The following is a 24,114-nucleotide window of genomic DNA, read 5'->3' on the forward strand; positions in this document are numbered from 1 at the left end:
GGTTATCCTTTTTTGCTGATCGGCCGGTCGGGGTGCTCGTCGCGGGTCACTTCGCGGTACCACAGTTCATGGTGTTTCCTCGCCCAGGCGCGGCTGACCCAGCCATGCAGCATGGCGTTGACCGAGCCCTTGATCCAGATGCCCGCATAGATGTGGACGATGATGCTCAGCACCAGGATCAAACCCGCCAATGCATGCAGCAGCATCGCCCAACGAATCGTGGTAATGGCGAAGTACTCGCTGAAATACGCGCGCCAGATCACCAGTCCGCTGAACAGCAAGACCAGCATGCAGAGCAGCAAGATCCAGAACAGCAGTTTCTGCCCAGGGTTGTACTTGCCGATGGGCGGCACGCCCTCCTCCTCATTCTTAATCACCCGCCCGACTCGCCTCAGCCACAACCGATCATTGGTGATAAAGAAGTTCGCCCGCCAGAAACGGATGACCAGCCCAAGGAACAGCACAAACATCACCACGCCCATGAACGGATGCAGGATGCGCGTCCACGGGCCGCCGCCAAACAGGTGGCTGAGCCAGAACAGCGCCGGGTGGAACAACGCCAGCCCGGACAATGCCGCCATCAGAAACAGAATCGCCACCAGCCAGTGATTGGTGCGCTGATTGCTGGTGTAGCGAAGGATCGGTTTGTCGTTCATGGCCGGTCCCCCTTCGGATCATAGGTATGCACCGACGGATCGACTTCATGCACCGCCGGATCGACCGTGGTCGGATGCTCGTCCTCCTCAACCAACTGCGGCCCAACGCGTACGTAGTGGAAGAACCCGGCCAGTACCGCCAAGCCCATGGCGAGTAATCCCAAGGGTTTGCTCACGCCTTTCCAGAGCTCCACCAAAGGACTGATCGCCGGGTGGTTCGGCAATCCAGCGTAGAGCACCGGCGTATCCGCGTGATGCAATACGTACATGACGTGCGTACCGCCAACACCTTCGGGGTCGTACAGACCCGCGTGTTCGAAGCCACGGCTCTTGAGATCGACGATCCTTTCGGCCGCATGTTCCTTCATGTCGTCCTTGGTGCCGAAAACAATGGCGCCCGTCGGGCAGGTTTTTACGCAAGCCGGCTCCAGCCCCACCGACACTCGGTCCGAGCACAGCGTGCATTTGTAGGCCTTGTGATCCTTTTGCGAGATTCGCGGGATATTGAACGGGCAACCGGTGATGCAATAACCGCAGCCGATGCAATGGTCCTGGTCGAAATCGACGATGCCATTGGCGTGCTTGATGATCGCCCCCGGACTCGGGCACGCCGCCAGGCAACCAGGCTCGGCGCAGTGCAGGCAGCCGTCCTTGCGAATCAGCCATTCGAGGTTACCGGCGTCGGTTTCATGCTCGGTGAAGCGCATCAAGGTCCAGGTGTCCGCGCTGAGGTCCTGAGGATTGTCGTAGGTGCCGAGGTTGTGACCGACATCGTCGCGCAGCTCGTTCCATTCCGAGCAGGCGACCTGGCAGGCCTTGCAGCCGATGCACTTGGTGGTGTCGATCAGCTTGGCCACTTCCTCTTGATTGCGTACCGAGGACGGGACTGTCGTGGTGGCCGAACGGGCGATGATGTCTTGGCTGGCCATTTAGACTTTCTCCACGTTGACCAGGAATGACTTGGATTCCGGGGTCTGGGTGTTGCCATCGCCGAGGAACGGCACCAGGGTGTTGGTCAGGTAACCGTGGCGGGTGGCGCCAGTGAAGCCCCAGTGCAACGGAATACCGATCTGGTGCACCACCTGATTGTTGACCTGCAGCGGACGAATCCGCTTGGTCACCACCGCCACCGCTTCTATGTGCCCGCGCTTGCAACTGACACGGACCCGGTCGCCGGCGGCAATGCCCTTCTCCTTGGCCAGGGCTTCACCGATTTCGACAAACTGCTCAGGCTGGGTCACGGCATTGATGGGGCAATGCTTGGTCCAGAAGTGGAAGTGTTCGGTCAGCCGGTAGCTGGTCGCCGCATAAGGGAAGTCCTTGGCCTGCCCCAGGGTTTCCCAGACTGAATCGAAGATCCGCCCGGCCGGGTTGCTGGTCGCCTGCTTGTTGTTCGGGTGCATCGGGTTGATGCCAATGGGCGTCTCGAACGGCTCATAGTGTTCCGGGAACGGCCCTTCGTTCATCTTGTCGAGGGCGAAGAAACGCGCCACGCCTTCGGGGTTCATGATGAACGGGTTGATGCCCGCTTCCGGTGGGGCGTCGACCTTGTAGTCGGGCACGTCGGTGCCAGTCCAGACCTTGCCGTTCCACCACACCAGCCGTTTGTTCGCGTCCCACGGTTTGCCTTGAGGGTCGCAGGAGGCGCGGTTGTAGAGAATCCGCCGGTTCATCGGCCAGGCCCAGGCCCACCCCAGGTTCTGCTTCATTCCGAAAGGGTCGCTGTTATCACGACGGGCCATGTTGTTGCCCTGCTCGGTCCAGCTGCCGCAGAAAATCCAGCAACCGGAAGCCGTGCTGCCATCGTCCTTGAGCTGGGCGAAACCGGACAGCTGCTGACCGGCCTTGACCACCGCGCCCGAGGCGTCGGTGACATCGGCGACGGCGTATCCGTTGAATTCCCTGGCCAGCTCTTCCGGCGTCGGGTCATCCGCAATCTTGTAGGGCCAGTCGAGCTTGAGGATCGGCTCGGCCCAGGCACCGCCGTTGGCCTGGTAACGCTTGCGCAGGCGCAAGAACAGCTCGGCCATGATCTTCACGTCCGTGCGCGCCTGCCCCGGGCCATCGGCGCCCTTCCAGTGCCATTGCAGCCAGCGACCGCTGTTGACCAGCGAACCGTTTTCTTCGGCGAAACAGGTGGTGGGCAGACGGATGACTTCGGTCTGGATGCTGGCCGTCTCTACATCGTTGTAAGGCCCGACGTTGCGCCAGAACTCCGAGGTTTCGGTAGCCAGTGGGTCCATCACCACCAGCCACTTGAGCTTGGCGAGCGCCTTCATCACACGGTTCTTGTCCGGCAAGGCAGCGATCGGGTTGAAGCCCTGGCACATGTAGCCATTGACCTCGCCCTTACCCATCATGTCGAACATTTTCAGGATGTCGTAGCCGGGAATGTCCAGCTTGGGCAGCCAGTCGTAGCCCCAGTTATTCTCAGCGGTGGCATTGGCGCCGTACCAGGCCTTCATCAGGCTGACGTGGAACTTGCCATAGTTCTGCCAGTAGGACATCTGCCCGGGACGCAGCGGCTTGAGTGCCCGCTTGGCGATATAGGTGGTGTAATCCTGTTCGGCCTCAGACGGCAGAGTCAGGTAACCGGGCAGCAGGTTGGACAGCAAGCCCAGGTCGGTCAGGCCCTGGATGTTGGAGTGCCCGCGCAGGGCGTTGACGCCCCCGCCCGGCATGCCGACGTTGCCCAACAGCAGTTGCACCATGGCCGCGCTGCGGATCATCTGCGAGCCGGTCGAATGCTGGGTCCAGCCCAGCGCGTAGAGAATCGTCATGGTTTTGCCCGGTTGCGAGCAGGTGGCGATCTCCTCCCAGATTTTCTGCATCGCGCCCACAGGCATGCCGCAGACCTGACTGGCCAGCTCCAGGGTGTAGCGGCTGTAATGCTGCTTCATCAATTGATAGACGCAGTGCGGGTCCTGCAAGGTCGGGTCGACTTTGGCGAAGCCGTCCTCACCGATTTCGTAGCCCCAGCCGGACTTGTCGGTGTAGGTGCGCTTGTTCGCGTCGTACCCGCTGAACAACCCGTCCTCGAAACCGTAGCTGGCCTTGACGATGAACGACACGTCCGTATAGGCCCGCACGTACTCGTGCTGGATCTTGTCTTCAGTCAGCAGGTAATTGATCAGCCCGCCCATGAAGGCGATGTCGGTGCCGGTGCGGATCGGCGCGTAATAGTCGGCCACCGAGGCCGTACGGGTGAAACGCGGGTCGACCACAATCAGCCGCGCCTTGTTGTGGGCTTTGGCTTCGGTCACCCATTTGAAACCGCAAGGGTGCGCTTCGGCGGCATTACCACCCATCACCAGAACCAGATTCGCGTTGGCGATATCGGTCCAGTGGTTGGTCATGGCACCACGGCCATACGTCGGGGCAAGACTTGCCACCGTCGGGCCATGTCAGACACGTGCCTGGTTATCGAACCCCAGCATGCCCAGACTGCGAATCACCTTGTGGGTGATGTAACCCGCTTCGTTGGACGACGCCGACGCCGCGAGGAAACCGGTGGACAGCCAGCGATTCACCGTTTGCCCCTGGGCGTTCTTCTCGATGAAGTTGGCGTCGCGGTCGGCCTTCATCAGGTCGGCGATGCGATCCAGCGCTTCATCCCAGGAGATTCGCGTCCACTCCGCGGTGCCGGGCTTGCGCACCTGCGGGTACTGAAGACGGCTGGGGCTGTGAATGAAATCGAGCAGGCCTGCGCCTTTGGGGCAGAGGGTGCCGCGATTGACCGGGTGGTCGGCATCGCCTTCGATGTGGATGATAGATTGCGCGACATTCTTGGCGGCATCGCCCTGGCTGTACATGATCACGCCGCAGCCGACCGAGCAGTACGGGCAGGTGTTGCGGGTTTCATGGGTGTGGGCAAGCTTGAAGTGGCGCACCTGCTCGGCGAAGGCAGTCGCGGGGGCCATGCCCAGCGCGCCGAGGCTCGAGCCCGCAAGGCCGATACCAGCGACCTTGAAGAACTGACGACGGTTGAGGTCCATCGTGCACTCCTATCAGGTGGAGACCCGGTACGTGTGCCGGGTTTTTCTGGACAATCACGGTGGCGGCAGTCTGGCTGCCGACACTTAAAACTCTAGACAATGCAGTAGCGTATTGTGTGAAAACCGACCGCCGGGCAATGCCAATATGCCAATCAGGCACAGAATTTGTGGGAGCGAGCCTGCTCGCGAATGCGGTGTATCAGGCGACATCAAATATCGACTGGAAGCCGCCTTCGCGAGCAGGCTCGCTCCCACAGGGCTTGGCGATTATCATGGCTACCGAATTAATCCCGGCTTTTATGAGACTGAGCATGACTTTCGATTTTGATCAGGTGTTCGACCGCCACAACACCGGCAGTACCAAATGGAGCCGTTATCCGGCCGACGTGTTGCCGATGTGGGTGGCCGACATGGACTTCTCCGCACCGCCGGTGATCATCCAGGCCCTGCAAAAACGTCTGGAGCACCCGATGCTCGGCTACAGCGTGGCCCAGGATGATTTGCGCGAGGCCATCGTCGCCGACCTCTGGAACAAGTACGCCTGGCGCGTCGAGCCTCAGGCGCTGATTTTCCTGCCAGGCGTGGAGTCGGGTTTCAATATGGCCCTGCATGCGCTGGTCCAGCCGCAGCAGAACGTCGTGGTCCAGACGCCCAACTACCCGCCGCTGCGCCATGCACCGGGCCATTGGGGGCTGAACAAGGTCGAACTGAATTTCGACGCGATGGCGGACGGTACGTATGCCACGCCGCTCGACGCCTTGCGCCAATCCCTGGAAGGTGGCGGCGCCCTGCTGCTGAGCAATCCGCACAACCCGCTGGGCAAGGTCTTCCCGAGGGAAGAACTGCAAGCGGTGGCTGACATCTGTCTGGAACAGGACGCCTGGATTATCTCCGACGAGATTCACGCCGAGCTGTGCTTCGACGGTCGGGTGCACATCCCTACGGCTTCCCTGAGCCCGGAAATCGCTACACGCACCATCACACTGATGTCGGCGAGCAAGGCTTACAACATTGCCGGTCTGAAGACGTCTTTCATGATCATTCAGGACTCGGCGTTGCGTGCGCGGGTCAACCACGCCCGCTGCGGCATGGTCGACAGCGTTAATCCGTTGGGCATGGAAGCGACGCGCGTCGCCTACAGCGAAGGCAGCCCTTGGCTGGCCGGGTTGAAGGTGTATCTGCAAGACAATCGGGATTTTCTGGTAGAGGCGGTTAATACCCGACTGCCGGGGGTGACCATGAATATCCCGCAAGGTACCTATCTGGCGTGGCTCGATTGCTCGGCGCTGGACCTGGACAACCCGCAGCAATTCTTCCTTGAACACGCCAAAGTCGGGTTGAGCGCGGGCCTGGAATTCGGCGATGACAGCAAACAGTTCGTGCGCCTGAATTTCGGCTGCCCACGGTCGTTGCTGGAGGAAGGCATCGCGCGAATGGAGCGTAGTTTGCTCATCCTCAAGGCCTGATGATCGTTCCCACGCGCAGCAAAGGAATGCCTCACTGGACGCTCTGCGTCCGCTCTTGGGACGCGGAGCGTCCCTGGCTGCATTCCCACGCGGAGCGTGGGAACGATCACAAAAATCCAACCGAACTCAAGGCAAAAGACCGGGGTCAACCCTATGACTCTTCTGCCTTGAGAACGGAGATTCCCAATGATCGCCTATCCAAAACCACCCTTCCCGAAACAAGGCCAGCCCGTCCCTGGCTCCCAAAAGAAAATGGACCCTTACCCCGACTGTGGCGAACAAAGCTACAAAGGCTCGGGCCGGCTGGACGGCAAGATCGCCCTGATCACCGGCGCCGACAGCGGCATCGGTCGCGCCGTAGCGATCGCCTTCGCCCGTGAAGGCGCCGATGTTGTTGTTGCCTACCTCAACGAACATGAAGATGCGCAGGAAACTGCACGCTGGGTTGAACAGGCCGGCCGTCAGTGCCTGTTGCTGTCCGGTGACCTGGCGCAGAAAGCGCACTGCCAGGCCTTGGTGGACAAGACGGTCGAACGCTTCGGCCGGATCGATGTGCTGGTCAACAACGCTGCGTTCCAGATGACCCACGAACACTTCGAGGACATCCCGGACGACGAATGGGTGATGACCTTCGACGTCAACATCACCGCCATTTTCAGACTCTGCCAGGCCGCGTTGAAGCACATGCAGCCCGGCAGTTCGATCATCAATACCAGCTCAGTCAATTCAGACACGCCCAAACCCACCCTCCTGCCTTACGCCACGACCAAGGGCGCGATTGCCAACTTCACCGCCGGCCTGGCGCAGATGCTGGGGCCGAAGAACATTCGGGTGAACTGCGTGGCGCCGGGGCCGATCTGGACGCCGCTGATTGTCTCGACCATGCCGGATGAAGAAGTGCAGAACTTCGGTGGGCAGACCCCGCTCGGCCGGCCGGGCCAGCCGGTGGAAGTGGCGCCGATTTATGTGTTGCTGGCGTCGGATGAGGCCAGTTACATCACGGGCCAGCGCTATGGAATCACTGGCGGTAAACCGATGCTTTGAGCAGGACGTGAAGCTGCTGCCGAAGGTTGCGTTCGGCAGCAGCTTCACGTCTGCTCTTGAGCAATCACCGATATCTTGCCGTTGCGCTCCAGGATCGCGAACTTGATCTGATCAAGGGTCTCGATGCCCTGACTCGAGCGTGCGGCCTCCATGATGTCGGCCTCGATCAATCGCGCGTGGCACAGGCGTTTGTGTAGAAACTTGCCGTTCTCGACGACGATCGTCGGTCCGCCATCGATCAACTGCGACACCCATTGCGAGCGCTGTTTGAGCAGCGACAGGCCGACGTCGATGACGATCAGCGTAATGATCACCAACATCGAATTGGTCAGGGAAAAGTCATCGCCCAGCAACGCCTGTTGCGTGGCTTCACCGATGATCATCAACAGCACAAAATCGAATGTCGTCAACTCGGCCAAAGAGCGCCGGCCAGCAATCTTGAACAGCACCATCAGCGCCAGATACATCGCAGCCGCGCGCAATACCGAGTCCATAGGTCACCTAAGGGAAAATGAATTGATCGAGGTTCACGGTCGTGGCGCCGGGCGATGCGATGCGGCTGCGAAACAGTCCCAGCCCATCGCCGCGCAACGTCAGATAAAGGTTTGCCTGGCCCTGAGCGTCGGTTTGCACCCACAGCTTCATGCCCTGACCGGCACTGATGGCGCGCAGCGGTTGCGGTTGCAGGGTTTCGATGTTGAAACCGTCCAGCAGCGCCCCGGTCAGTTCCAGCTCAACGGTGGCATTGGGCGCACCGCTCACGCTGATCTGCATCGGGTTGGACGATCCGTGGCGGTGGAACATCTCGTATTGCACCCGCACTTTGCCGTCGTCACCGTGAACGTCCCGGGTGCTCAGCGGCCCACGTGAAAACAGCCCAAGCAGCGCCAGCAACACCAACAGCACCAGGGTGTACCAGCCCCAACGCTCGAATCGCCAGACCTTGACTTGATGCGCCATGTCTTCACGCACTGGATAGTCGCGGCTGTGGTAATCGGTATGGCCGGATTCATCGTTCATCGAGTGCGCCCTGCCCTTGCTCACCGGCCAACGCCCGTTGATGGTAACTGGACCTCACTTCGGTTGACCCTCGCCGCCTCCAAACAATTCCCTCCATCGGGCTATGCTTGGCTCAGCGGATAAAAAATGAACCCCTGACAATATTCGCCCCTCAATACGTTTAGGGCCCTTGCCAAGGGCCGCGCCCGATTCACGCTGCGCGCGCCCGTCGGTTGATTACCAGAGGCCCTACATCGCGGCACGCACCCGACGAGTACAGAGCATGAGCTTCATTTTATGGGTGGCGGTGTTGGGGGCGGTGCTGCTGACGCTGGCGCTGACGTCGTCGTACCTGCGCTGGATGCCGGTGACCACGTCGGCGGTGTGTCTGGTGCTGGGTGTGGCCATCGGGCCCGCGGGGCTTGGGCTGTTGAAACTGGACACCGATGATACGTCCACCTGGATGGAGCACCTGACGGAAGTCGCGGTGCTCTTTTCGTTGTTTGTCTGCGGTTTGAAGTTGCGCTTGCCGCTGAAGGATAAAACCTGGCGCATCGCCTACGGCCTGGCCGGTCCGGTCATGGTATTGACCATTGCCGGCGTCAGCCTGTTGTTGCATTTCGGATTCCAATTGCCCTGGGGCGCGTCCGTGTTGATCGGCTCGATTCTGGCACCCACCGACCCGGTGCTCGCTGCCCTGGTGCAAGTCAACGACGCCCGGGATGACGACAGCGTGCGCTTCGGGCTATCGGGTGAGGCCGGGCTCAATGACGGGATCGCCTTCCCGTTTGTCATCCTGGGCCTGCTCCTGGTGCAACACGACGGCAATCCCGGCTGGCTGGGCGATTGGGTGCTGCACAGCCTGCTATGGGCAGTTCCGGCCGGCTTGCTCACCGGCTACTGGATGGGACGCGGTATTGGCCGTCTGACCTTGTTAATGCGCATCAAGAATGACGACAGCACCCTTTCCCCGAATGACTACCTTGCCCTCGCCTTGATTGCCCTGGCGTATGTCGGGGCCGAGTCGATTGACGGTTACGGCTTTCTGTCGGTGTTCGCCGCCGGTCTGGGTCTGCGCCACGAAGAAGTCAAATCCACGGGCGATGACGAGATTCCCGCCGAGCATCTGGTTCAGCCTGTTGTGGGCCATCAGAACGTCGAGCCGGAGCATGCCGTTCATGGTGATACCGCAAGCCTTGAAGACACTCAGGTCGCCGCGGGCATCATGATGGGTGACATGCTCGCCTTCGGCAGCCTGGTGGAACGGGCCATGGAAGTATTTCTGGTGACGCTGCTCGGCGTGGTGCTGATGGCGCACTGGGACTGGCGTGCGTTGTCGATTGCTGGCGTGTTGTTTTGCCTGATTCGACCGCTGAGCGTCGTCGCCATGCCCTGGGGCAGTTTGCTCAACGGTCACCAGCGAATGTTGATTGGCTGGTTCGGCATACGCGGCATCGGCAGTCTGTATTACCTGTTTTATGCCCTTAATCATGGGCTCGGTCAGTCGATGGCAACGCTCTGTATCGACCTGACCTTGTCCGTGGTCGCGCTCAGCATCCTCATCCACGGGATCAGCACTCAACCGATTCTGGCTCGATATGAACAGCATAAAAAACAGGATGTTTGATTTTATGTCTGTGCTTTTAGGGCCAGAACTATCGAATTTTCACGCTCATAAATTTGAAATCCTTTTGCGATCCCGTAGGTCACAACGTTAATCCCGCCCGGCTTTTGCACGGCGGGACTTGCCAGGTTCGGTTCCCCTGTGGCGTCGATGCCTATCAAAAGAGACCTCGAGAAAATCAGGTGCTGGTCATGATTCACTATTCCACCTCCGATGAAATCAAAGCCTGCCGGGCATTCGCCCTGGAACGTAATCGTCAAATGTTTGAAGAGGCCCAGGCGCTGAGCCGCAGCGCTTTTGCATTACTCGAGGGCAGTGACATGGACGTGGAGCTGTTTGATCGCTATCAGGCCATGCGCAGGAAGGCCGACTTGACGTTCCAGGAGGCGATCGAGCACTTGCGGGTGCTCAACGAAGACTTCCCACCTGTCTCGAAGTCCACGCAAAACGCTCATCGTTTGCTCCAGCAGCCCGAATCCAGAGCCTGAACCTGTTGGAGCCAGCGGTGCGGCGGTCCGACTTGCCGGCCAAGGCGACTATAAGATCGCTTTCGCCGGCAAGTCGGACCGCCGCACCGCTGGCGCCTACAAGTCCCGATTTCTACAACGCCGGTACAGGGATGGTTTCCAGATTTTCGGTCAGCGGTACATCACTGGAACCCGGCGTCAGAATGACCTTGCGGCATTCCTCCTGTTTCTTGTCGAAAATCCTGTAACCCTCAGTCACCTGCTCCAGCGACAGGCGGTGCGTGATGATCGCCTCCGGTTGCAGGCGTCCGGTTTCTATGTGCCCTAGCAACTCCGGCAAATACCGCTGCACATGGGTCTGGCCCATTTTGAAGGTCAGGCCTTTGTCGAACGCATCGCCAAACAGGAAACCGTGGATAAACCCGGAATAGACACCCGGCACACTCACCACGCCACCGCGGCGCACGGCGGCGATGCACTGGCGCAGCGCCTTGCCACTGCTGCCTTCGAGTTTCAGGGTGGCGAGCACCGTCTCCGTGGTGCTGCCCTTGGCTTCGAACCCCACGGCGTCGATCACCGCGTCCACTCCGCGGCTACCGGCAGTCTGGCGAATGATGGTGTCGGCCGGATCATCATCGTCATCGAAATTGATCGGAATCACGCCATAGGTGCGCTGGGCATAAGCCAACCGATAGTCGTGATGGTCAACCATGAAGATTTGCTCGGCACCGAACATCTTCGCGCAAGCTGCGCTCAATAACCCCACCGGCCCGGCGCCATAAATCGCAATGCTTGAACCCGGCCCGATGCCGGTGTTCAGCACGGCCTGCCACGCCGTCGGCAGGATGTCCGACAGGAACAACACCTTCTCGTCCGCCAGCAGCCCTGGCACCTTGAACGGCCCGGTGTTGGCCTTGGGCACCCTGACCAGTTCGGCCTGTCCGCCGGGGATGCCGCCATACAGACGGCTGAAGCCGAACAAGGCGGCGGGCGGAGGAATCGCCTTTTTATTGATGATGGCACCACGGCCGGTATTGGTGGTTTCACAGCTGGCGAACAGATCACGCTGGCAAAAGAAGCACTCGCCACACGCGATCACAAACGGGATCACCACCCGATCGCCGCGCTGCACGGCGGTGACGTCCGAGCCGGTTTCTTCGACGATGCCCATGAACTCATGACCAAAAATGTCGCCATGCTCCACAGTCGGAATCTTCCCTCGATACAAATGCAGATCCGATCCGCAGATGGCGGTAGCAGTTACACGCAAAATGATGTCGTCGGGCGCTTCGAGGGTAGGGTCGGGAACGGTTTCGATTTTGACGTCATGGGCTCCGTGGTAAGTCATTGCGCGCATGGCTGCATCCTCACTGGTCAATAAAGACATCGGTTGTCTGTATTAAGGGAGCGAGGCCGAGCCGCGAGTTCAGTTGCATGAGTGGCGAATCTGATCGGCGGTCAACGCTGAAAATCAGCGTTTTCAAAGGATAAAAAGCGACGCCGCGATCTGCATGAGTCAAATTCCAGACTCATGCAGCCTGCACGACCGCAGATCACCATCAGCGAAGCCAACTTGTTGATTTGTAACGAACTTAATGAAGGGTTAAATCCGGCACGACAAATGCTCAAGGACTATGAGCGACGTTCGGCCTTGAGACCGTTCGCGCTACCCCCCTGACTCGTTGGAGAGACTCGACCATGAACGCCATAGACCTGTTGAAAGCCGACCATGAACGTGTAAAAGGCATCCTGACCCAATTAAGCGAATCCACCGAACGTGGTGTGAAAAAGCGCAGCGAGTTGCTGGCCAAGCTGGAAATGGAGATCGCCATCCATACCCGTCTCGAAGAAGAAGTCTTGTACCCGGCGTACAAGAAAGCCGGGGGCAAGGAACAGGACGTCATGTATTACGAAGCCAAGGAAGAACATCGCACTGTTGATTCACTGGTGCTGCCAGACCTGAAAGTCACGGACCCGTCCACCCCGGAATTTGCCGGTCGCGTGAAGGTGGTCAAGGAATTGCTGGAACACCACATCGAAGAAGAGGAAACGGAAATGTTTCCTCAGGCCAAAAAGCTGCTGGGTAAAGCCACCCTGGAAGAATTGGGCGCGCAAATGGAAAGTTTGAAAGCCCAGTACAAGAAAGAAATGAGTGCAGCCAATCTGGCGGCTTGATGCAGGTGGCGGGACAAAAAATGGCCCGGCTAATGCTGTTCACTTAAGGTTGAGGTACATATCCATTTCTGCGGTAACGGCGGCTGGCGGTTTCGCTTTTACAGCGAGTCACTTTCGAAAAGCGCGAAAGTAACCAAAGCGCTTTTGCCCCGCCATTCGGTGCCTCGCCTAGGCTCGGCATGCCCTCACTCCGGCATTGCTTCGGGGGCCCGCCGCCATCGGCCATCCATGGCCGGGGGCGGCTACCGCGGCATCCTTGCCGCGGTGCCCCCTGCGCAATACCTGCGTTCGGCCTCTGGGAAAGGGGCAACAGATCAAGATCAAAAGCCGAAACAACGGCAACGGCAACGGCAACGGCAACGGCAACGGCAAGATCAACAGCTTCGCGAGCAGGCTCGCTCCCACAGTGGATCGGCGTCCAACTTTCGCTCTTCACCACTCAACAGGCCGAGCGTTAGCTCGCCTGCAGCTTTTGATCTTGATGCACCGCCCCCTCGAGAGGCCGAGTGGAGGTTCTGCGCAGTGGGCAACCCGGCATGGATGCCGGGTTAGCCGCCCCCGGCCATGGATGGCCGATGGCGGCGGGCCCACGGAGCAGGACCGGAGCGAGGGCATGCCGAGCCTAGGCGAGGCACCGAACGAAAGGGGCAAGAGCCCTTGGTTACTTGGGGTTTTTCCAAGTGACCCGCCGTCAGGGCGGAACCCTAAGCCGCCGTTACCGAAGAAACGGATATGTACACGACCAAAAAAGACGTTCGGTTCAAGCGCCGGGGTTGGTCACCTGGATGTAAACCGCGTAGCTGCCCAGCAGCACCCAGAAGGTGGCGAAAATCCACGGCGTGCGCACCGAAAACAACAACGACTTGCGATACCCCTTATGGGACGATTCCATCTCACTGAACAGCGGCGACTCATCGTAAGCAAGCCCCATCAAGGGCTCGCTGCGCAGCAACTCACTCTGCTTGAAATGCCAATGATCGATAATGTCGTACGCCGCGCGAATGCCCGGCCAGGCGTTGAGCGAACTGAGCAGCCCCAACAGCGCCAGGAATGGCGGCACCAGCAGCGTGAAGAGTTTTCCCCATTCGGGGTTTAGATTGGACATGCAGGATGCGAAGGCAATCAACAGAAACGATTGCGCCGCCAGGTAGGCGTCGGTGCGATTGGCCAGAATGCTGGTTTCGTACTGGATTTCCCGGCGGTAGAAATCCAGGCGTTCCTTCGGTGAGCCGAACATCTTGGCGTTGTGTTCGGTCAGGGTTTCTTCGGCCGGAGCTTCGGTCAATATTCTTGGCACAGGAGTCACGCACAGGATGGAAAACCTTTAGAAGAAGCGTCTACTGACAAGTTCAGCTGGATTTCAACGCGCCCTCCAGGCACCCATCAAGGCACCCTCGTCGCCATACACAGGATCGGCCAGAGGAAGTGGAACCTTGGCGATTCGAGCAACGGACGAGTCGTGAGACGTCGGGTCCGGACGCTGAATGTCGTACTTTTCCTGGCCTTTTGGATAGGCACCCACGACCAAAAAATCACTGCTCTGGTCCAGGCTACAGTGCCCGGTGCCCGCAGGCAGAATCAACACGTCGCCCGCTTCCACCGTTTGCTCCGCACCGGATGGACCGCCCAGTTTCAAGCGTGCCCGACCACTGATGACACCCAACACCTCATGCGCGGTCGAGTGGTAATGGTGATACTCGAACACCTGCGCCCGCCATTGAGCGGGCCAGTGATTGGCGCTGAACAACGCTTCGAACGCACCGGCCTTGTCCGCCGATTTCAGCGCGACCTTTCGATACAGCAGAACCGGCAGACGACTGTTGGGTGTCTGCCCGTCATCGTCGAAAAACAGGGCGATCGGCGGTTTTTCGATGGGATGGCTCATGGCGGGAGTGCTCCAGGGCGCTATAAAAACTCTGAGCCGCTCAATGCAGAAAAATTCATAGGCGTCGTGAGGCAAAGTCTCGAACGGTGCTTCGCCACTGTGGTCCCTCAGTTAAGGCTCTGACGTTAAGGAATAGGGATGGACTATCTCGATTGGGTGCAATGGCCAGCGATGCTGGTCACGGTGCTGGCGGCGTGGTTGATTGGTTCGCAAAACCCCAGACGCAGGGTCTCGGGCTTCGTCTGTTTTATTGTCAGCAATGTTTTGTGGGTGATGTGGGGTTACCACACCCAGGCCTATGCACTGATCGTGTTGCAGTTTTGCCTGTGCGCCATGAACGTGCGTGGTTTCAAGAAGAACGCGGGATCCGCGGCCGAACATTGAGCTCGCTTGTCATTTCATGGTGGAGGCGATGATTTCCACCAGATTGAGTTGGGTAAAGGGTTTGGACAGGCGTGGAAGTCTGGTTGCGAAACCTTCCAGGCGCTCGGCGTAACCAGTGGCAAGAATGATCGGCAGGTTCGGTTTCATGACCCGGATAGCCTGCGCCAGTTGCGCGCCATTCATCTGCGGCATGGCCATGTCCGTGATAACCAGATCAATCGCCTGTTCGCTGTCGAACATTGCCAGCGCCTCTGCACCGGACGCTGCACTGATCACTCGATGCCCCAGGTCCTCGAGCAACAGGCAGGTACTGGTCAATACCAGGCTGTCGTCGTCCACCACCATCACGCACAGACGAGGCACGGGCGGTGCGGCTTGCTCCTCGGCAATAAATTTGGCGACTGAACCAGCGGTGGCGACGGGTATCCACAGTTCAGCGGTTGTGCCTTTGTCCTTCTGGCTCTTGAGAACAAATCGACCGCCCAATTGCTCGATAAACCCATGAACCATCGACAGCCCCAGGCCAGTGCCTTTGCCGACGCCTTTTGTGGTGAAAAAAGGTTCCATCGCCGACCCCAGCGTGGCGTCATCCATTCCCTCACCGGTATCGGTGATACTCAGGCAGACATAACCACCGGGCGCCAGGGATAGCTGCGCCTTGTCCGGAACAGCATCTGTCTGGGTACTTATCACGATTTTTCCGCCATGGGGCATTGCATCGCGGGCGTTGGTCACCAGGTTCAGTATCGCCAGTTCGAGCTGGTTGACGTCGGCCAGGACGGGTTCAAGTTCTGGCGAAAAGCGCGTTTCGAGCATCACGGAAGGCCCGAGTGAGCTGCGCAGCAATCCAGTGATCCCTTGCACCAGCGCGGGGATCTCGACGGGTTCGGCTTTGAGCTCCTGGCGCCTGGCAAACGCCAGCATGCGCTGTGTCAGGGTTACGCCACGCAAGGCACCCTGAGTGGCGTTGTCCACCAATCGGGTAATTCTCGAATCGTCCCCAACGCGTTTGCGGATGATTTCCAGATTGCCAAGGATGACGGTCAGCAAATTGTTGAAGTCGTGGGCAATGCCACCACTGAGTTGACCGATGACCTGCATCTTCTGCGCCTGAAACAGCGCTTCGCGAGTTTGCTCCAGGGCCTGCTGGGCTTGTGTGACTTCGGTGATATCACGGGTGATCTTGGCAAAACCGAGTAACGTGCCGGTGTCGCCCCAAATCGGGTCGACCACGACATGTGCCAGAAACCGCGTACCGTCCTTGCGCACGCGCCAGGCTTTGTTTTCGAATCGCCCCTCGCGGGTTGCAATGTCCAGAGTCCGTTGTGGTTCGCCGGCCGCACGGTCCTCCGGGGTGTAAAACATCGAAAAATGCTGGCCGATGGCTTCTTCGGGCAAGTAGCCCTTGATCCGCTGTGCCCCGGGGTTCCAGTTGGCCAGGCGGCCGTCCGGGGTGAGCATGTAGATGGCGTAGTCAGTAACGCTTTGAACCAGTAGCCGGAATTGCTGCTCGCTTTGCTTGAGGGTTTCTTCAGCCATCTTGCGGTCGGTCAGGTCCCGGGTGATCTTGGCAAACCCCAGCAACCTGCCCGACGGGTCGAGAATCGGATCGATAACCACATGGCACCAGAAATGCGTGCCGTCCTTGCGAACCCGCCAGCCTTCCCCCTCGAAACGCCCCTCCCTGATCGCCGTGTCCAGCGCTCGCTGGGGTAAACCGGCCCGGCGGTCCTCTTCAGTATAGAAACGCGAGAAGTGCTGGCCGAGAATCTCGGCCTCCTCATACCCCTTGAAACGCTTGGCGCCAGCGTTCCAGCTGGTGATGATGCCATCGGGATCAATCATGTAGATCGCGTAGTCAATCACGGCATCGATCAACAGACGAAAAGGTATGTCCTCGGTGGCGGTGGCTTTGGTCCGATCCTCGCTCATTGCTCTCTCACGTCACTGGTGTTTTTCTGGAGTATGCGACAAACCGGGATTTTGGAAAGCCGAAAAGCACCTCTCGACATAAAGTGTTATCGCTGCACGTATTTGGCGATATAGGTATACAGGTCGTTGTAGACAAAGGCTGGGACATAGGAGGCATGTGTCCCGGCCTTGAGCAATGCCAGATGGCACTCTTTGACGATTTCGTGGTGACCGTTCACCGCGAAAACGTGGTTATCCGTAATGCGGGAGTAAACGATGTACTCAAAAGGCCTCATGATCGTCGTGGTAGTCACCGAGCCGTCGGCAGCTTTGGTGTAGGTGCTCTGAGCACGCATCACCCGCTCGTTCAACATGCCAAACCCACGTTCGTACACAGTGATTTGCGAACCGCTGACTGCCTTTGCAGCCGTCTCGAAAGCCAGGATGATCGCTTGTGCAAAACCCATGCTGGCATTCAGCTTCGACACCGTGAGAAATCTTTCCATTTCCTGATCTTCAAGGCTTTTGAGCGCTCTTTTGATGCTCGACACGTGAGCAAACGCTTGAGTGCAGCCAACGATGTGGGTCTCGAACTGATAACCCTGGGCTGTTGCCGACGGTGGAAAGGCCGCGAAATCGATACTGTCGAACGCACATTCCATAATGATGTTGTATTTGCCAGTGAAGGCCTGCGTGAAGATCTTCGTGCTGACCTCTCGGACGAATGCCTCGGTGTGCTCATACGCATGCAAGACGCCGAGTTTGATCATCTCCGTGTATTGGGGGTGTTTTTTGCGGTAGTCGGGCAGGTACAGACGAACATAGTTGTCGTAGCGTTTTGAAGGCAGCAGGTTCTTTTCCAGCAGATAGGTTTTGCCTGACCCTTGCAGCCCGGCAACGACCAGCATTTTCGGAGTTGCCTCGACCGTGATGCCGCTGAACAGCGTAGCTTTTATTTCATCGAATGCTGCGCAGACCTGTTCAGCGGTGTACGTGTATTGCGGTGCTGCTGACATACCTTGATTTCCTTATCAAAGATTGGCTTGAAAGTGATGACTGGCTCTTTGAATAAAGCGGGCATTCGCTGTTTGTTCAAATGGCCGTGTCTTTCAGGATATGTCGATGTTTTTAAAGTAAAAAATCCTACTAGATCGAGTGAAAAAGCCTCGGGGCGATCGACCACCAGCGCGGCAGTAATTGCTTGACCTTGCTATCGCCAAACCGGTCATCAATCAACATCACCACCCCTTGATCCTGCTGGGTGCGGATCACCCTCCCCGCCGCCTGCACCACTTTCTGCACACCGGGAAACAGGTAGGTGTAGTCATAACCGGCGCCGAAAATCGCCGCCATGCGCTGTTTCAACTGCTCGTTGACCGGGTTGAGTTGCGCCAGCCCGAGGGTGGCGATGAACGCACCGATCAGGCGCGCACCGGGCAAGTCGATGCCTTCGCCAAAAGCCCCACCCAGCACCGCAAAACCGACGCCCTGACTGTCGGCGGTGAACTGATCGAGAAAGTCCTGACGCTGCCCTTCCCCCATGCCCCGGGACTGCGACCACAGATTGATGTCGGGATGCCTCTCGGCCAGCAGCTGCGCCACTTGCTGCAAATAATCGAAGCTGCTGAAAAATGCCAGGTAGTTGCCGGGACGTTGTCTGAACTGCCGGGCAATCAGCTCGACGATCGGCGCAAGGGATGACTGGCGATGGACGAACCGCGTAGAGATCTGACTGACGATGTGCACTTGCAGCTGATCGGCGTGAAATGGCGATTCGACGTCTATCCACACCGTGTTCGCCGGCGTACCCAGCAGATCGGCGTAGTAGTGGCGAGGGCTCAGGGTCGCGGAAAACAGCACGGTGCTGCGTGCAGCCGTCAAGCGCGGGCGGATGAAACCGGCGGGCACCACGTTGCGCAAGCACAGCTGCGACAGGTTGCGCTTACGGTCGAGGTCGCGCTTGCTGATGTCGAACAGGAACTGTTCATCGAAGAGTTCGGCCACGCGGCAAAATTGCAGCATGTCGAAATAGAAATTCTGTAACGCCCCGTCCAGGCCTTGAGGATGATCGTTCAGGTAGTCGCCAATGCTCGCACTGCACGACGACAACGCCTGGAGCAGTTTTTCCGGAGCCTTGTCATAGGCCTGATAGGCGCCGAGTTGCAGATTATGCAAGGCATTCCATTCACGGTTGACCCGTTGCAAGGGTTTTTTCAACGCCTCTGGTGCGGTTTTTCGTACACCGTTGAGGGTGGATTGGTCGAGACTGGCGCTGTACATCTGCCGACCGCGCTCCACCAGGTTGTGGGCTTCGTCCACCAGTACCGCGACTTTCCAGTTATTGGCCTGGGCCAGCCCGAACAGCAGCGCGCTAAAATCGAAATAGTAGTTGTAATCGGCGACCACCACGTCTGCCCAGCGGGCCATTTCCTGGCTCAGGTAGTAGGGACAGACGCCGTGTTCCAGAGCGACCTGGCGCAATGCGCTCTGGTTCAACAGGCTCAGTTCGCTGGCGGCCTGGCGCGCGGCGGGCAAGCGATCATAAAACCCCTGGGCCAGCGGGCAGGATTCGCCGTGACAGGCTTTGTCCGGATGCTCGCAGGCCTTGTCCCGGGCAATCATTTCGAGGACCCGCAAGGGCGGCGCATCGGCGCTCTCGAGGATCACCTGCGCGGCGTCCAGCGCCAATTTGCGCCCCGGGGTTTTCGCCGTGAGGAAGAACACCTTGTCCAGTTGCTGCGGCGCCAGGGCCTTGAGCATCGGGAACAGCGTGCCAACCGTCTTGCCGATCCCCGTGGGCGCCTGGGCCATCAAGCAACGACCGGTGCTGACGGCCTTGAACACCGATTCCGCCAGATGACGTTGCCCGGGTCGAAAGTCGGCATGGGGAAACACCAGGTGTTGCGCGGCCCGATTACGCCCTGCGCGATGAGCCATTTCCTGTTCGGCCCAGTGCAGGAACAAGGCGCAATGTTCTTCGAAGAACAGCCCCAGTTCCACTGCGCTGAAAGCATCGACCAGGCAGGTTTCCTTTTCGCTGACAATGTCGAAGTACACCAGGGCCAGATTGATCTGCGCCAGTTTCAGCTTCTGACACATCAACCAGCCGTAAATCTTCGCCTGCGCCCAGTGCAGCTGACGGTGGTTGGCGGGTTGCTTGCTCAAGTCGCCGCGATAGGTTTTAACTTCTTCCAGGCAATTTTGCACGGGGTCGTAGCCGTCAGCCCTACCCTTTACCTTCAACGTTTGATACAGGCCTTCAAGCGCGACTTCACTCTGGTAGCCCTCGCTGCGTCGGGACGCCACCGTACGGTGCCCGACAATCCCTTCCAGCGCCGTCGGCGAGGGCGTAAAACGCAGGTCGAGGTCACCGACCTTGGCGGTGAATTCACACAGTGCCCGCACCGCAATGCTGTAACTCAAGCGCTCTGCTCCGCCCATTGCACGTAACAAACGGCAATCGGCATCTGATGCTCATGGCAGAACTCGAGCCAGCGCAATTGATTGTCTTGCAGGCGATCACCGGGGCCTTTGACTTCGATCATCCGGTAGGTTTTGTCCTGCGGCCAGAACTGGATCAGGTCCGGCATACCGGCGCGATTGGCCTTGATGTCCAACAGCAGTCGATTGAACCAGTGCTTGAGGTGTTCGGCCGGCAGGCAATCGAGTGCCTGATCCAGCAATTCTTCGCTCAGCACACCCCAGAACACAAAGGGCGACTGCACGCCCCACTTGCTGGCATAGCGTTCACGAATCGTCTGGAGGTAACGCCCGTCATCGAGTTCAGCCAGGCAGTCCTGGAACAGCTCCGCGCGGCGCGCGTGAAAGTCCTCATTGAGCAGATCCACCGGCCCACGCTGGAACGGGTGGAAAAACGCCCCCGGTAACGGTGTGAAGATCGCCGGCCAGCACAGCAGACCGAACAGCGAGTTGACCAGGCTGTTCTCGACGTAATGCACCGGTGCCGAATCTTCCGCCAAATGCGCCTGAACGTAATATTCCACCGACAACGCCGGGTCGGTTCTGGGCAGGTGCAAGTCCAGGCGCAGCATCTCCCGTGGGGATACGCGCTTGATCACCGGCCCGCCAAGCTTGCGCCGCAGTCTGGGCAGCACACGCAGCAATTGTTGCTGTTCAGCGGCACTTTCCGGCGATTGCTCGACCGCGACGGCCAGGTCCATGGCCAGTTGGTATTCACCGCAGCGCTCCAACACGCGAATCAACCTCAGGCGCGCGCCGGGATAGGCACACTCGCGGTAGATCGTCAGTGCGGTAGAGAAATCCGCCATGCGCTCGCAGTGCTGACCTATCTGGAACAACAATTTGCCGTGACGTCGTTGCAGCCAGGGATTGCTCAGCGCCAGTGCGTTGATCTGCTCGACAATGCCTTCCACGGGTTCGCCGGCCTCGAAATGCTGCTGACACTCATGAAGGAAGAGGCAGGCATCCACGTCGTCACGGCTGCGCAGACTTCGGGAATCGGCGCAGAACTCGACTTTTTCATAGGTAAAGATGCCCAAGTCAGCCAGCACGAACTCGGACCAATCCTGGTAAAGATTGCCGAAAAACATCAAACGCAGTCGGTCGCACAGGCCCATGATGATCAGGCTGAACAATCGGTCATCCAGCGACGGGCACCACTGGCCGAAGCTTTGAGGCTGGGGAAACCGCTCGCTCAGTACCGGCAGCCAATCGGTCTTTTTTCCCTTGGGCTGATCGATGGTGGTGCTAAAACACTGGAGAATTTCTGCCTTGAGCAATACCTCGAACAGCGCATCGATCGGCAGCGGCAATTGCTCATCGATCCAGCCCAGCGCCAGCAGTGGGCCTGCAGCGATGGCGATGTCGCCGATCTCGACGTAATGCAGCTTGCTCGCCCGGAAGTGAATCCCCTTGCGCATCACCATCCTGACCAGCAGCGCCCTGGACTCACGAGGCAACCGATTGAACTCGCGGATGAAGTGTTGCTCTTCGACACTCAGCAAATCGGCGTAGCGATGCTCAAGCCAATCAAGCACTTGCATGAAGTTGTTCAAGTAATAGAACGGATCGTCGAGAGGGTTTGCAGTCACAGGAAAAAGGGCCATGGCGAGCGAGTACTGGTTATGCGTACAGATACCAGCTACGCCCTGCCTGGTGCAAACGGAAAAGGATAAGCGGCGGCGCTATTCATTAATTTTTCGGATGTCTATGAACTTTCTGCCGATCCATCGCACCAACCGCGTTAGAGGTACAGTGACGATTGATTTCGTTCGCGACAGTCGCGCTGTTTTTTTGAAGGATGAGAGGTGGTTATGAATATCAAGACTCTGGGCTTGCCCCTGGCGGTAGCGGTCTTTCTGGCCCTGGCCGGTTGCTCGACGCCAACGGTTGTGACGCTGCAGAACGGCACCCAGTATTTGACCAAGGACATACCGAAAACCAAGACCAAGGACGGCTTCTTTGAGTTCGAAGATATTTCCGGGGCAAAAGTGAAGGTCAAGGCCGATGAAGTGACCACGATTCGGCAGGAAGACTGAGGACCGGGTCATCGTTATTCGCGTCAAACCTCGCTCCCTTGTAGGAGCGAGGCTTACCCGCGAAGAGGCCCTTAAAGGCAGCACATCACCCTCAGGCAATAACAATCCCCGCACCCGACAAACTATCCAATCCCACCCCGACCAACGTCACCGATCCCCCCCCAAACGTCAGCACCGTGTCGTGCCCCACTGCCGTGGCATGCGCCCGATAGTCGTCGTTTGGCGTCACCCCTTGAACCCCGAGAAACACCAGTTTGTCGTTAGCCTGGTAGCCAACCACCCGGTCCTGACCAAACGCGCCGCTAAACAAAAAGGTATCGATCCCGCCTCCCGACTCCAGCAGGTCATTGCCCGCCCCGCCAACAAACACATCGTTACCCTTGCCGCCGATCAAATGGTCGTTGCCGTCCAGACCAAACATCCAATCGCCGCCAGCGTGAGCCTTAAGCGTATCGGCGTCAGCGCCACCCTTCACCGTTGACGCGTACTGAGTCAGGTTGTTGTTGCCGGTCTTAAGGCCCTCGGCAGTGACGCTGTGGGTTACGTCATCCTTGAGCAGCCCCCATAAGAACCCCGGCTCCTTGGTCACGAGGCTGCCGATGTCGCGGGTAATGCTGATGCCACCCTTGGCGTCGCGGAGGTACAGGTTGCCGGCACCGTCATTGGCAAAGTCAAAGTTTTTCACCGACTGCTGCACGTCCAGCACGTTGTTCCCCGCGCCGCCCAACAGGATGTTGTAGCCACCACCGTCGCGGAAGGTGTCGTTGCCATCGCGGCCTTCCAGGTAGTCGTTGCCCTGGCCACCCTGGATCAGATCGTTGCCGTTGCTGCCGATGATGAAGGTGCTGCCCTTGTGGGTGTCAGCGTTGCGGTTCAGATCCTGGACCCAGGTGTTGCTGCGCGTCGGGTCCGACAGGTTGGCAACGATGATCGTCGAGTCTTTGCTGGTGAGGTCGTAGAACGTCGACTCGATCACCCGATTCATGCCGTCGCCATAGGCGGTCGGCAAGTGCGAGATCCAGGTCGGAATGTTGAGGATCGAGAACGGCAGCACGTTCCACGCCGTCGAGGCGTAGTGATCGTTGAAACTGACGATGTTGTTGGTCGCCGAGTCCTGATGGACATCGTGCACGCCCACCGACGACAGGTTGAACGATGAGCCGTCGAGGGCACGGAACACCGGGTCGTTTTCGTAACCAACATTGAGCACTTTGTCCGTGCTGCTTTGGGTCGGCGAGGCGTAGGCGATGTAGTTGGAATCCTGGTAGAACCCGGCCCATTTGTCGTTGCTCAAATCCGCCAGGCTATTGACCGCCAACCCACCGAGGCTGTGGCCGCTGACCAGCACGTCCTTGCCCGACAGGCCATTGGCCCGGGCAAAGGCCGCAACGTCACTGAGCAGGTCGCCGAAGGCTTCGCCGACGTAGTTCTTGGCGTAATCCTTCGGCCCCAACGCCGCCATCAGATCGTTGATCACGTCTGCGATTGAATCACTGACCAGGGTTTCCCGGGGGCCGCTGGTGCCGCGAAAGGCGATACCGATTTCGCTGAGATGACCCTGCGCGTCGTACTTGCCGAGGATTTCCACCTGAGCGCTGGTGTAGCCGTCCTTTTCACCGAAGAACGTTCCGCGTGCGTCGACCTTGCCGACATAGCCCAGTTGTGTGGCGGTGATGGGCGTCCAGCCGGCGTTCTGCACCGCGTCCAGTGCGGCTTTTTCCGAATCGGGATTCCACGGAACGCCGGGGATGACACCCTGGGAGTCGGTGCCGCCGATCAGCGCCGTGATCAGTGTCGCCGGCAAGCCAAGGCCGAAGCCGTTGTGCTGGTAGCCGGTGGCAAAGCCGTTATCGAGGTTGTGATAGGAATACAGCGTGATCGCCATCGCGTCGGTAAATAACGCTTTGGAATCTGCTGTGCCGAAGTTTTTGTAGTCGTACACACCCATTGGTATTGCCTCTCTCTTTGTTGAAATTGTCAGAGATAGCT

Annotated in this window: 20 protein-coding genes; 7 read left to right on the forward strand and 13 right to left on the reverse strand. The window is 58.8% G+C overall.

Translation table 11 applies throughout. The annotated features are described in order from the left end of the window. Positions 1–2: 2 nt before the first annotated feature. The 3 genes from ACYZT5_RS08320 to fdnG are packed head-to-tail and all read right to left on the reverse strand — an operon-like array spanning position 3 to position 4,651. Positions 3–656: a formate dehydrogenase subunit gamma gene (locus ACYZT5_RS08320; protein WP_462050652.1), complete on the reverse strand. Its 654-nt coding sequence runs from the start codon at positions 654–656 to the stop codon at positions 3–5. After that, positions 653–1,585 (reverse strand): formate dehydrogenase subunit beta, encoded by a 933-nt coding sequence (gene fdxH, locus ACYZT5_RS08325; RefSeq protein WP_462050653.1) that lies wholly within the window; start codon positions 1,583–1,585, stop codon positions 653–655. The genes ACYZT5_RS08320 and fdxH overlap by 4 nt, the downstream gene beginning before the upstream one ends. Next, positions 1,586–4,651, reverse strand: coding sequence for a formate dehydrogenase-N subunit alpha (fdnG, locus tag ACYZT5_RS08330; protein WP_462050654.1), 3,066 nt, complete (start codon positions 4,649–4,651; stop codon positions 1,586–1,588). Positions 4,652–4,962: 311 nt separating this feature from the next. Between fdnG and ACYZT5_RS08335 the strand changes: the two genes are divergently transcribed. Beyond that, on the forward strand, positions 4,963–6,117 hold the full coding sequence (locus ACYZT5_RS08335; RefSeq protein WP_462050655.1) for a MalY/PatB family protein: 1,155 nt from the start codon (positions 4,963–4,965) through the stop codon (positions 6,115–6,117). A gap of 186 nt (positions 6,118–6,303) precedes the next feature. Beyond that, the gene (locus tag ACYZT5_RS08340; RefSeq protein ID WP_462050656.1) at positions 6,304–7,161 is read left to right on the forward strand and encodes a glucose 1-dehydrogenase; all 858 of its coding nucleotides are present in this window, start codon (positions 6,304–6,306) and stop codon (positions 7,159–7,161) included. A gap of 44 nt (positions 7,162–7,205) precedes the next feature. On the opposite strand, the gene ACYZT5_RS08345 is transcribed toward ACYZT5_RS08340, so the two are convergent. Further along, positions 7,206–7,655 carry a DUF421 domain-containing protein gene (locus tag ACYZT5_RS08345; RefSeq protein WP_462050657.1) on the reverse strand — a complete coding sequence of 150 codons (450 nt, stop codon included), beginning with the start codon at positions 7,653–7,655 and terminating at the stop codon, positions 7,206–7,208. 7 nt (positions 7,656–7,662) lie between these two features. Further along, positions 7,663–8,181 carry a hypothetical protein gene (locus tag ACYZT5_RS08350; protein ID WP_462050659.1) on the reverse strand — a complete coding sequence of 173 codons (519 nt, stop codon included), beginning with the start codon at positions 8,179–8,181 and terminating at the stop codon, positions 7,663–7,665. Positions 8,182–8,443: 262 nt separating this feature from the next. On the opposite strand from ACYZT5_RS08350, the gene ACYZT5_RS08355 reads away from it, so the two are divergent. Then, positions 8,444–9,787 (forward strand): cation:proton antiporter, encoded by a 1,344-nt coding sequence (locus ACYZT5_RS08355; RefSeq protein WP_462050660.1) that lies wholly within the window; start codon positions 8,444–8,446, stop codon positions 9,785–9,787. A gap of 188 nt (positions 9,788–9,975) precedes the next feature. Continuing rightward, on the forward strand, positions 9,976–10,272 hold the full coding sequence (locus ACYZT5_RS08360) for a hypothetical protein (protein WP_462050661.1): 297 nt from the start codon (positions 9,976–9,978) through the stop codon (positions 10,270–10,272). Positions 10,273–10,384: 112 nt separating this feature from the next. Here ACYZT5_RS08360 and ACYZT5_RS08365 read toward each other — a convergent pair whose 3' ends face one another. Further along, on the reverse strand, positions 10,385–11,608 hold the full coding sequence (locus ACYZT5_RS08365) for a zinc-dependent alcohol dehydrogenase (RefSeq protein ID WP_462050662.1): 1,224 nt from the start codon (positions 11,606–11,608) through the stop codon (positions 10,385–10,387). Between the two features lie 341 nt (positions 11,609–11,949). Here ACYZT5_RS08365 and ACYZT5_RS08370 point away from each other — a divergent pair, with 341 nt between their 5' ends. Beyond that, the gene (locus tag ACYZT5_RS08370; RefSeq protein ID WP_282479239.1) at positions 11,950–12,426 is read left to right on the forward strand and encodes a hemerythrin domain-containing protein; all 477 of its coding nucleotides are present in this window, start codon (positions 11,950–11,952) and stop codon (positions 12,424–12,426) included. 760 nt (positions 12,427–13,186) lie between these two features. Here ACYZT5_RS08370 and ACYZT5_RS08375 read toward each other — a convergent pair. Both ACYZT5_RS08375 and ACYZT5_RS08380 read right to left on the reverse strand, forming a co-directional pair. After that, positions 13,187–13,723, reverse strand: coding sequence for a hypothetical protein (locus ACYZT5_RS08375; RefSeq protein ID WP_462050663.1), 537 nt, complete (start codon positions 13,721–13,723; stop codon positions 13,187–13,189). A 63-nt stretch (positions 13,724–13,786) separates the two neighbouring features. After that, a complete protein-coding gene (locus tag ACYZT5_RS08380) occupies positions 13,787–14,311 on the reverse strand; it encodes a cupin domain-containing protein (protein ID WP_462050664.1) in 525 nt (174 codons plus the stop codon). 138 nt (positions 14,312–14,449) lie between these two features. Between ACYZT5_RS08380 and ACYZT5_RS08385 the strand changes: the two genes are divergently transcribed. Continuing rightward, positions 14,450–14,695 (forward strand): hypothetical protein, encoded by a 246-nt coding sequence (locus ACYZT5_RS08385; protein WP_462050665.1) that lies wholly within the window; start codon positions 14,450–14,452, stop codon positions 14,693–14,695. Between the two features lie 9 nt (positions 14,696–14,704). Here the strand turns inward: ACYZT5_RS08385 and ACYZT5_RS08390 are convergent, their stop codons facing one another. The 4 genes from ACYZT5_RS08390 to ACYZT5_RS08405 all read right to left on the reverse strand — a co-directional run bounded on the left by ACYZT5_RS08390 (position 14,705) and on the right by ACYZT5_RS08405 (position 21,693). Beyond that, positions 14,705–16,627: a hybrid sensor histidine kinase/response regulator gene (locus ACYZT5_RS08390; protein WP_462050666.1), complete on the reverse strand. Its 1,923-nt coding sequence runs from the start codon at positions 16,625–16,627 to the stop codon at positions 14,705–14,707. Between the two features lie 86 nt (positions 16,628–16,713). Further along, positions 16,714–17,622, reverse strand: a complete 909-nt coding sequence (locus ACYZT5_RS08395) for a zeta toxin family protein (RefSeq protein WP_462050667.1) — start codon at positions 17,620–17,622, stop codon at positions 16,714–16,716. 130 nt (positions 17,623–17,752) lie between these two features. Beyond that, entirely contained in the window at positions 17,753–20,029 is a 2,277-nt protein-coding gene (locus ACYZT5_RS08400; RefSeq protein ID WP_462050668.1) for an ATP-dependent DNA helicase, read from the reverse strand. Next, a complete protein-coding gene (locus ACYZT5_RS08405) occupies positions 20,026–21,693 on the reverse strand; it encodes a VRR-NUC domain-containing protein (RefSeq protein WP_462050669.1) in 1,668 nt (555 codons plus the stop codon). Before ACYZT5_RS08405 ends, ACYZT5_RS08400 begins: the two co-directional genes overlap by 4 nt. A gap of 207 nt (positions 21,694–21,900) precedes the next feature. On the opposite strand from ACYZT5_RS08405, the gene ACYZT5_RS08410 reads away from it, so the two are divergent. Then, entirely contained in the window at positions 21,901–22,125 is a 225-nt protein-coding gene (locus tag ACYZT5_RS08410) for a YgdI/YgdR family lipoprotein (protein ID WP_462050670.1), read from the forward strand. A gap of 91 nt (positions 22,126–22,216) precedes the next feature. Here ACYZT5_RS08410 and ACYZT5_RS08415 read toward each other — a convergent pair whose 3' ends face one another. Continuing rightward, entirely contained in the window at positions 22,217–24,073 is a 1,857-nt protein-coding gene (locus ACYZT5_RS08415; protein WP_462050671.1) for a polyurethane esterase, read from the reverse strand. Positions 24,074–24,114: the final 41 nt, after the last annotated feature.

The organism is Pseudomonas sp. LB3P14 (genome assembly GCF_054898045.1).

Coding starts and splice junctions, on each gene's coding strand:
- ACYZT5_RS08320 (WP_462050652.1), bottom strand. CDS start 656: ATGAACGACAAACCGATCCTTCGCTACACCAGCAATCAGCGCACCAAT.
- fdxH (WP_462050653.1), bottom strand. CDS start 1,585: ATGGCCAGCCAAGACATCATCGCCCGTTCGGCCACCACGACAGTCCCG.
- ACYZT5_RS08335 (WP_462050655.1), top strand. CDS start 4,963: ATGACTTTCGATTTTGATCAGGTGTTCGACCGCCACAACACCGGCAGT.
- ACYZT5_RS08340 (WP_462050656.1), top strand. CDS start 6,304: ATGATCGCCTATCCAAAACCACCCTTCCCGAAACAAGGCCAGCCCGTC.
- ACYZT5_RS08345 (WP_462050657.1), bottom strand. CDS start 7,655: ATGGACTCGGTATTGCGCGCGGCTGCGATGTATCTGGCGCTGATGGTG.
- ACYZT5_RS08350 (WP_462050659.1), bottom strand. CDS start 8,181: ATGAACGATGAATCCGGCCATACCGATTACCACAGCCGCGACTATCCA.
- ACYZT5_RS08355 (WP_462050660.1), top strand. CDS start 8,444: ATGAGCTTCATTTTATGGGTGGCGGTGTTGGGGGCGGTGCTGCTGACG.
- ACYZT5_RS08360 (WP_462050661.1), top strand. CDS start 9,976: ATGATTCACTATTCCACCTCCGATGAAATCAAAGCCTGCCGGGCATTC.
- ACYZT5_RS08365 (WP_462050662.1), bottom strand. CDS start 11,608: ATGCGCGCAATGACTTACCACGGAGCCCATGACGTCAAAATCGAAACC.
- ACYZT5_RS08370 (WP_282479239.1), top strand. CDS start 11,950: ATGAACGCCATAGACCTGTTGAAAGCCGACCATGAACGTGTAAAAGGC.
- ACYZT5_RS08380 (WP_462050664.1), bottom strand. CDS start 14,311: ATGAGCCATCCCATCGAAAAACCGCCGATCGCCCTGTTTTTCGACGAT.
- ACYZT5_RS08385 (WP_462050665.1), top strand. CDS start 14,450: ATGGACTATCTCGATTGGGTGCAATGGCCAGCGATGCTGGTCACGGTG.
- ACYZT5_RS08390 (WP_462050666.1), bottom strand. CDS start 16,627: ATGAGCGAGGATCGGACCAAAGCCACCGCCACCGAGGACATACCTTTT.
- ACYZT5_RS08395 (WP_462050667.1), bottom strand. CDS start 17,622: ATGTCAGCAGCACCGCAATACACGTACACCGCTGAACAGGTCTGCGCA.
- ACYZT5_RS08405 (WP_462050669.1), bottom strand. CDS start 21,693: ATGGCCCTTTTTCCTGTGACTGCAAACCCTCTCGACGATCCGTTCTAT.
- ACYZT5_RS08410 (WP_462050670.1), top strand. CDS start 21,901: ATGAATATCAAGACTCTGGGCTTGCCCCTGGCGGTAGCGGTCTTTCTG.
- ACYZT5_RS08415 (WP_462050671.1), bottom strand. CDS start 24,073: ATGGGTGTGTACGACTACAAAAACTTCGGCACAGCAGATTCCAAAGCG.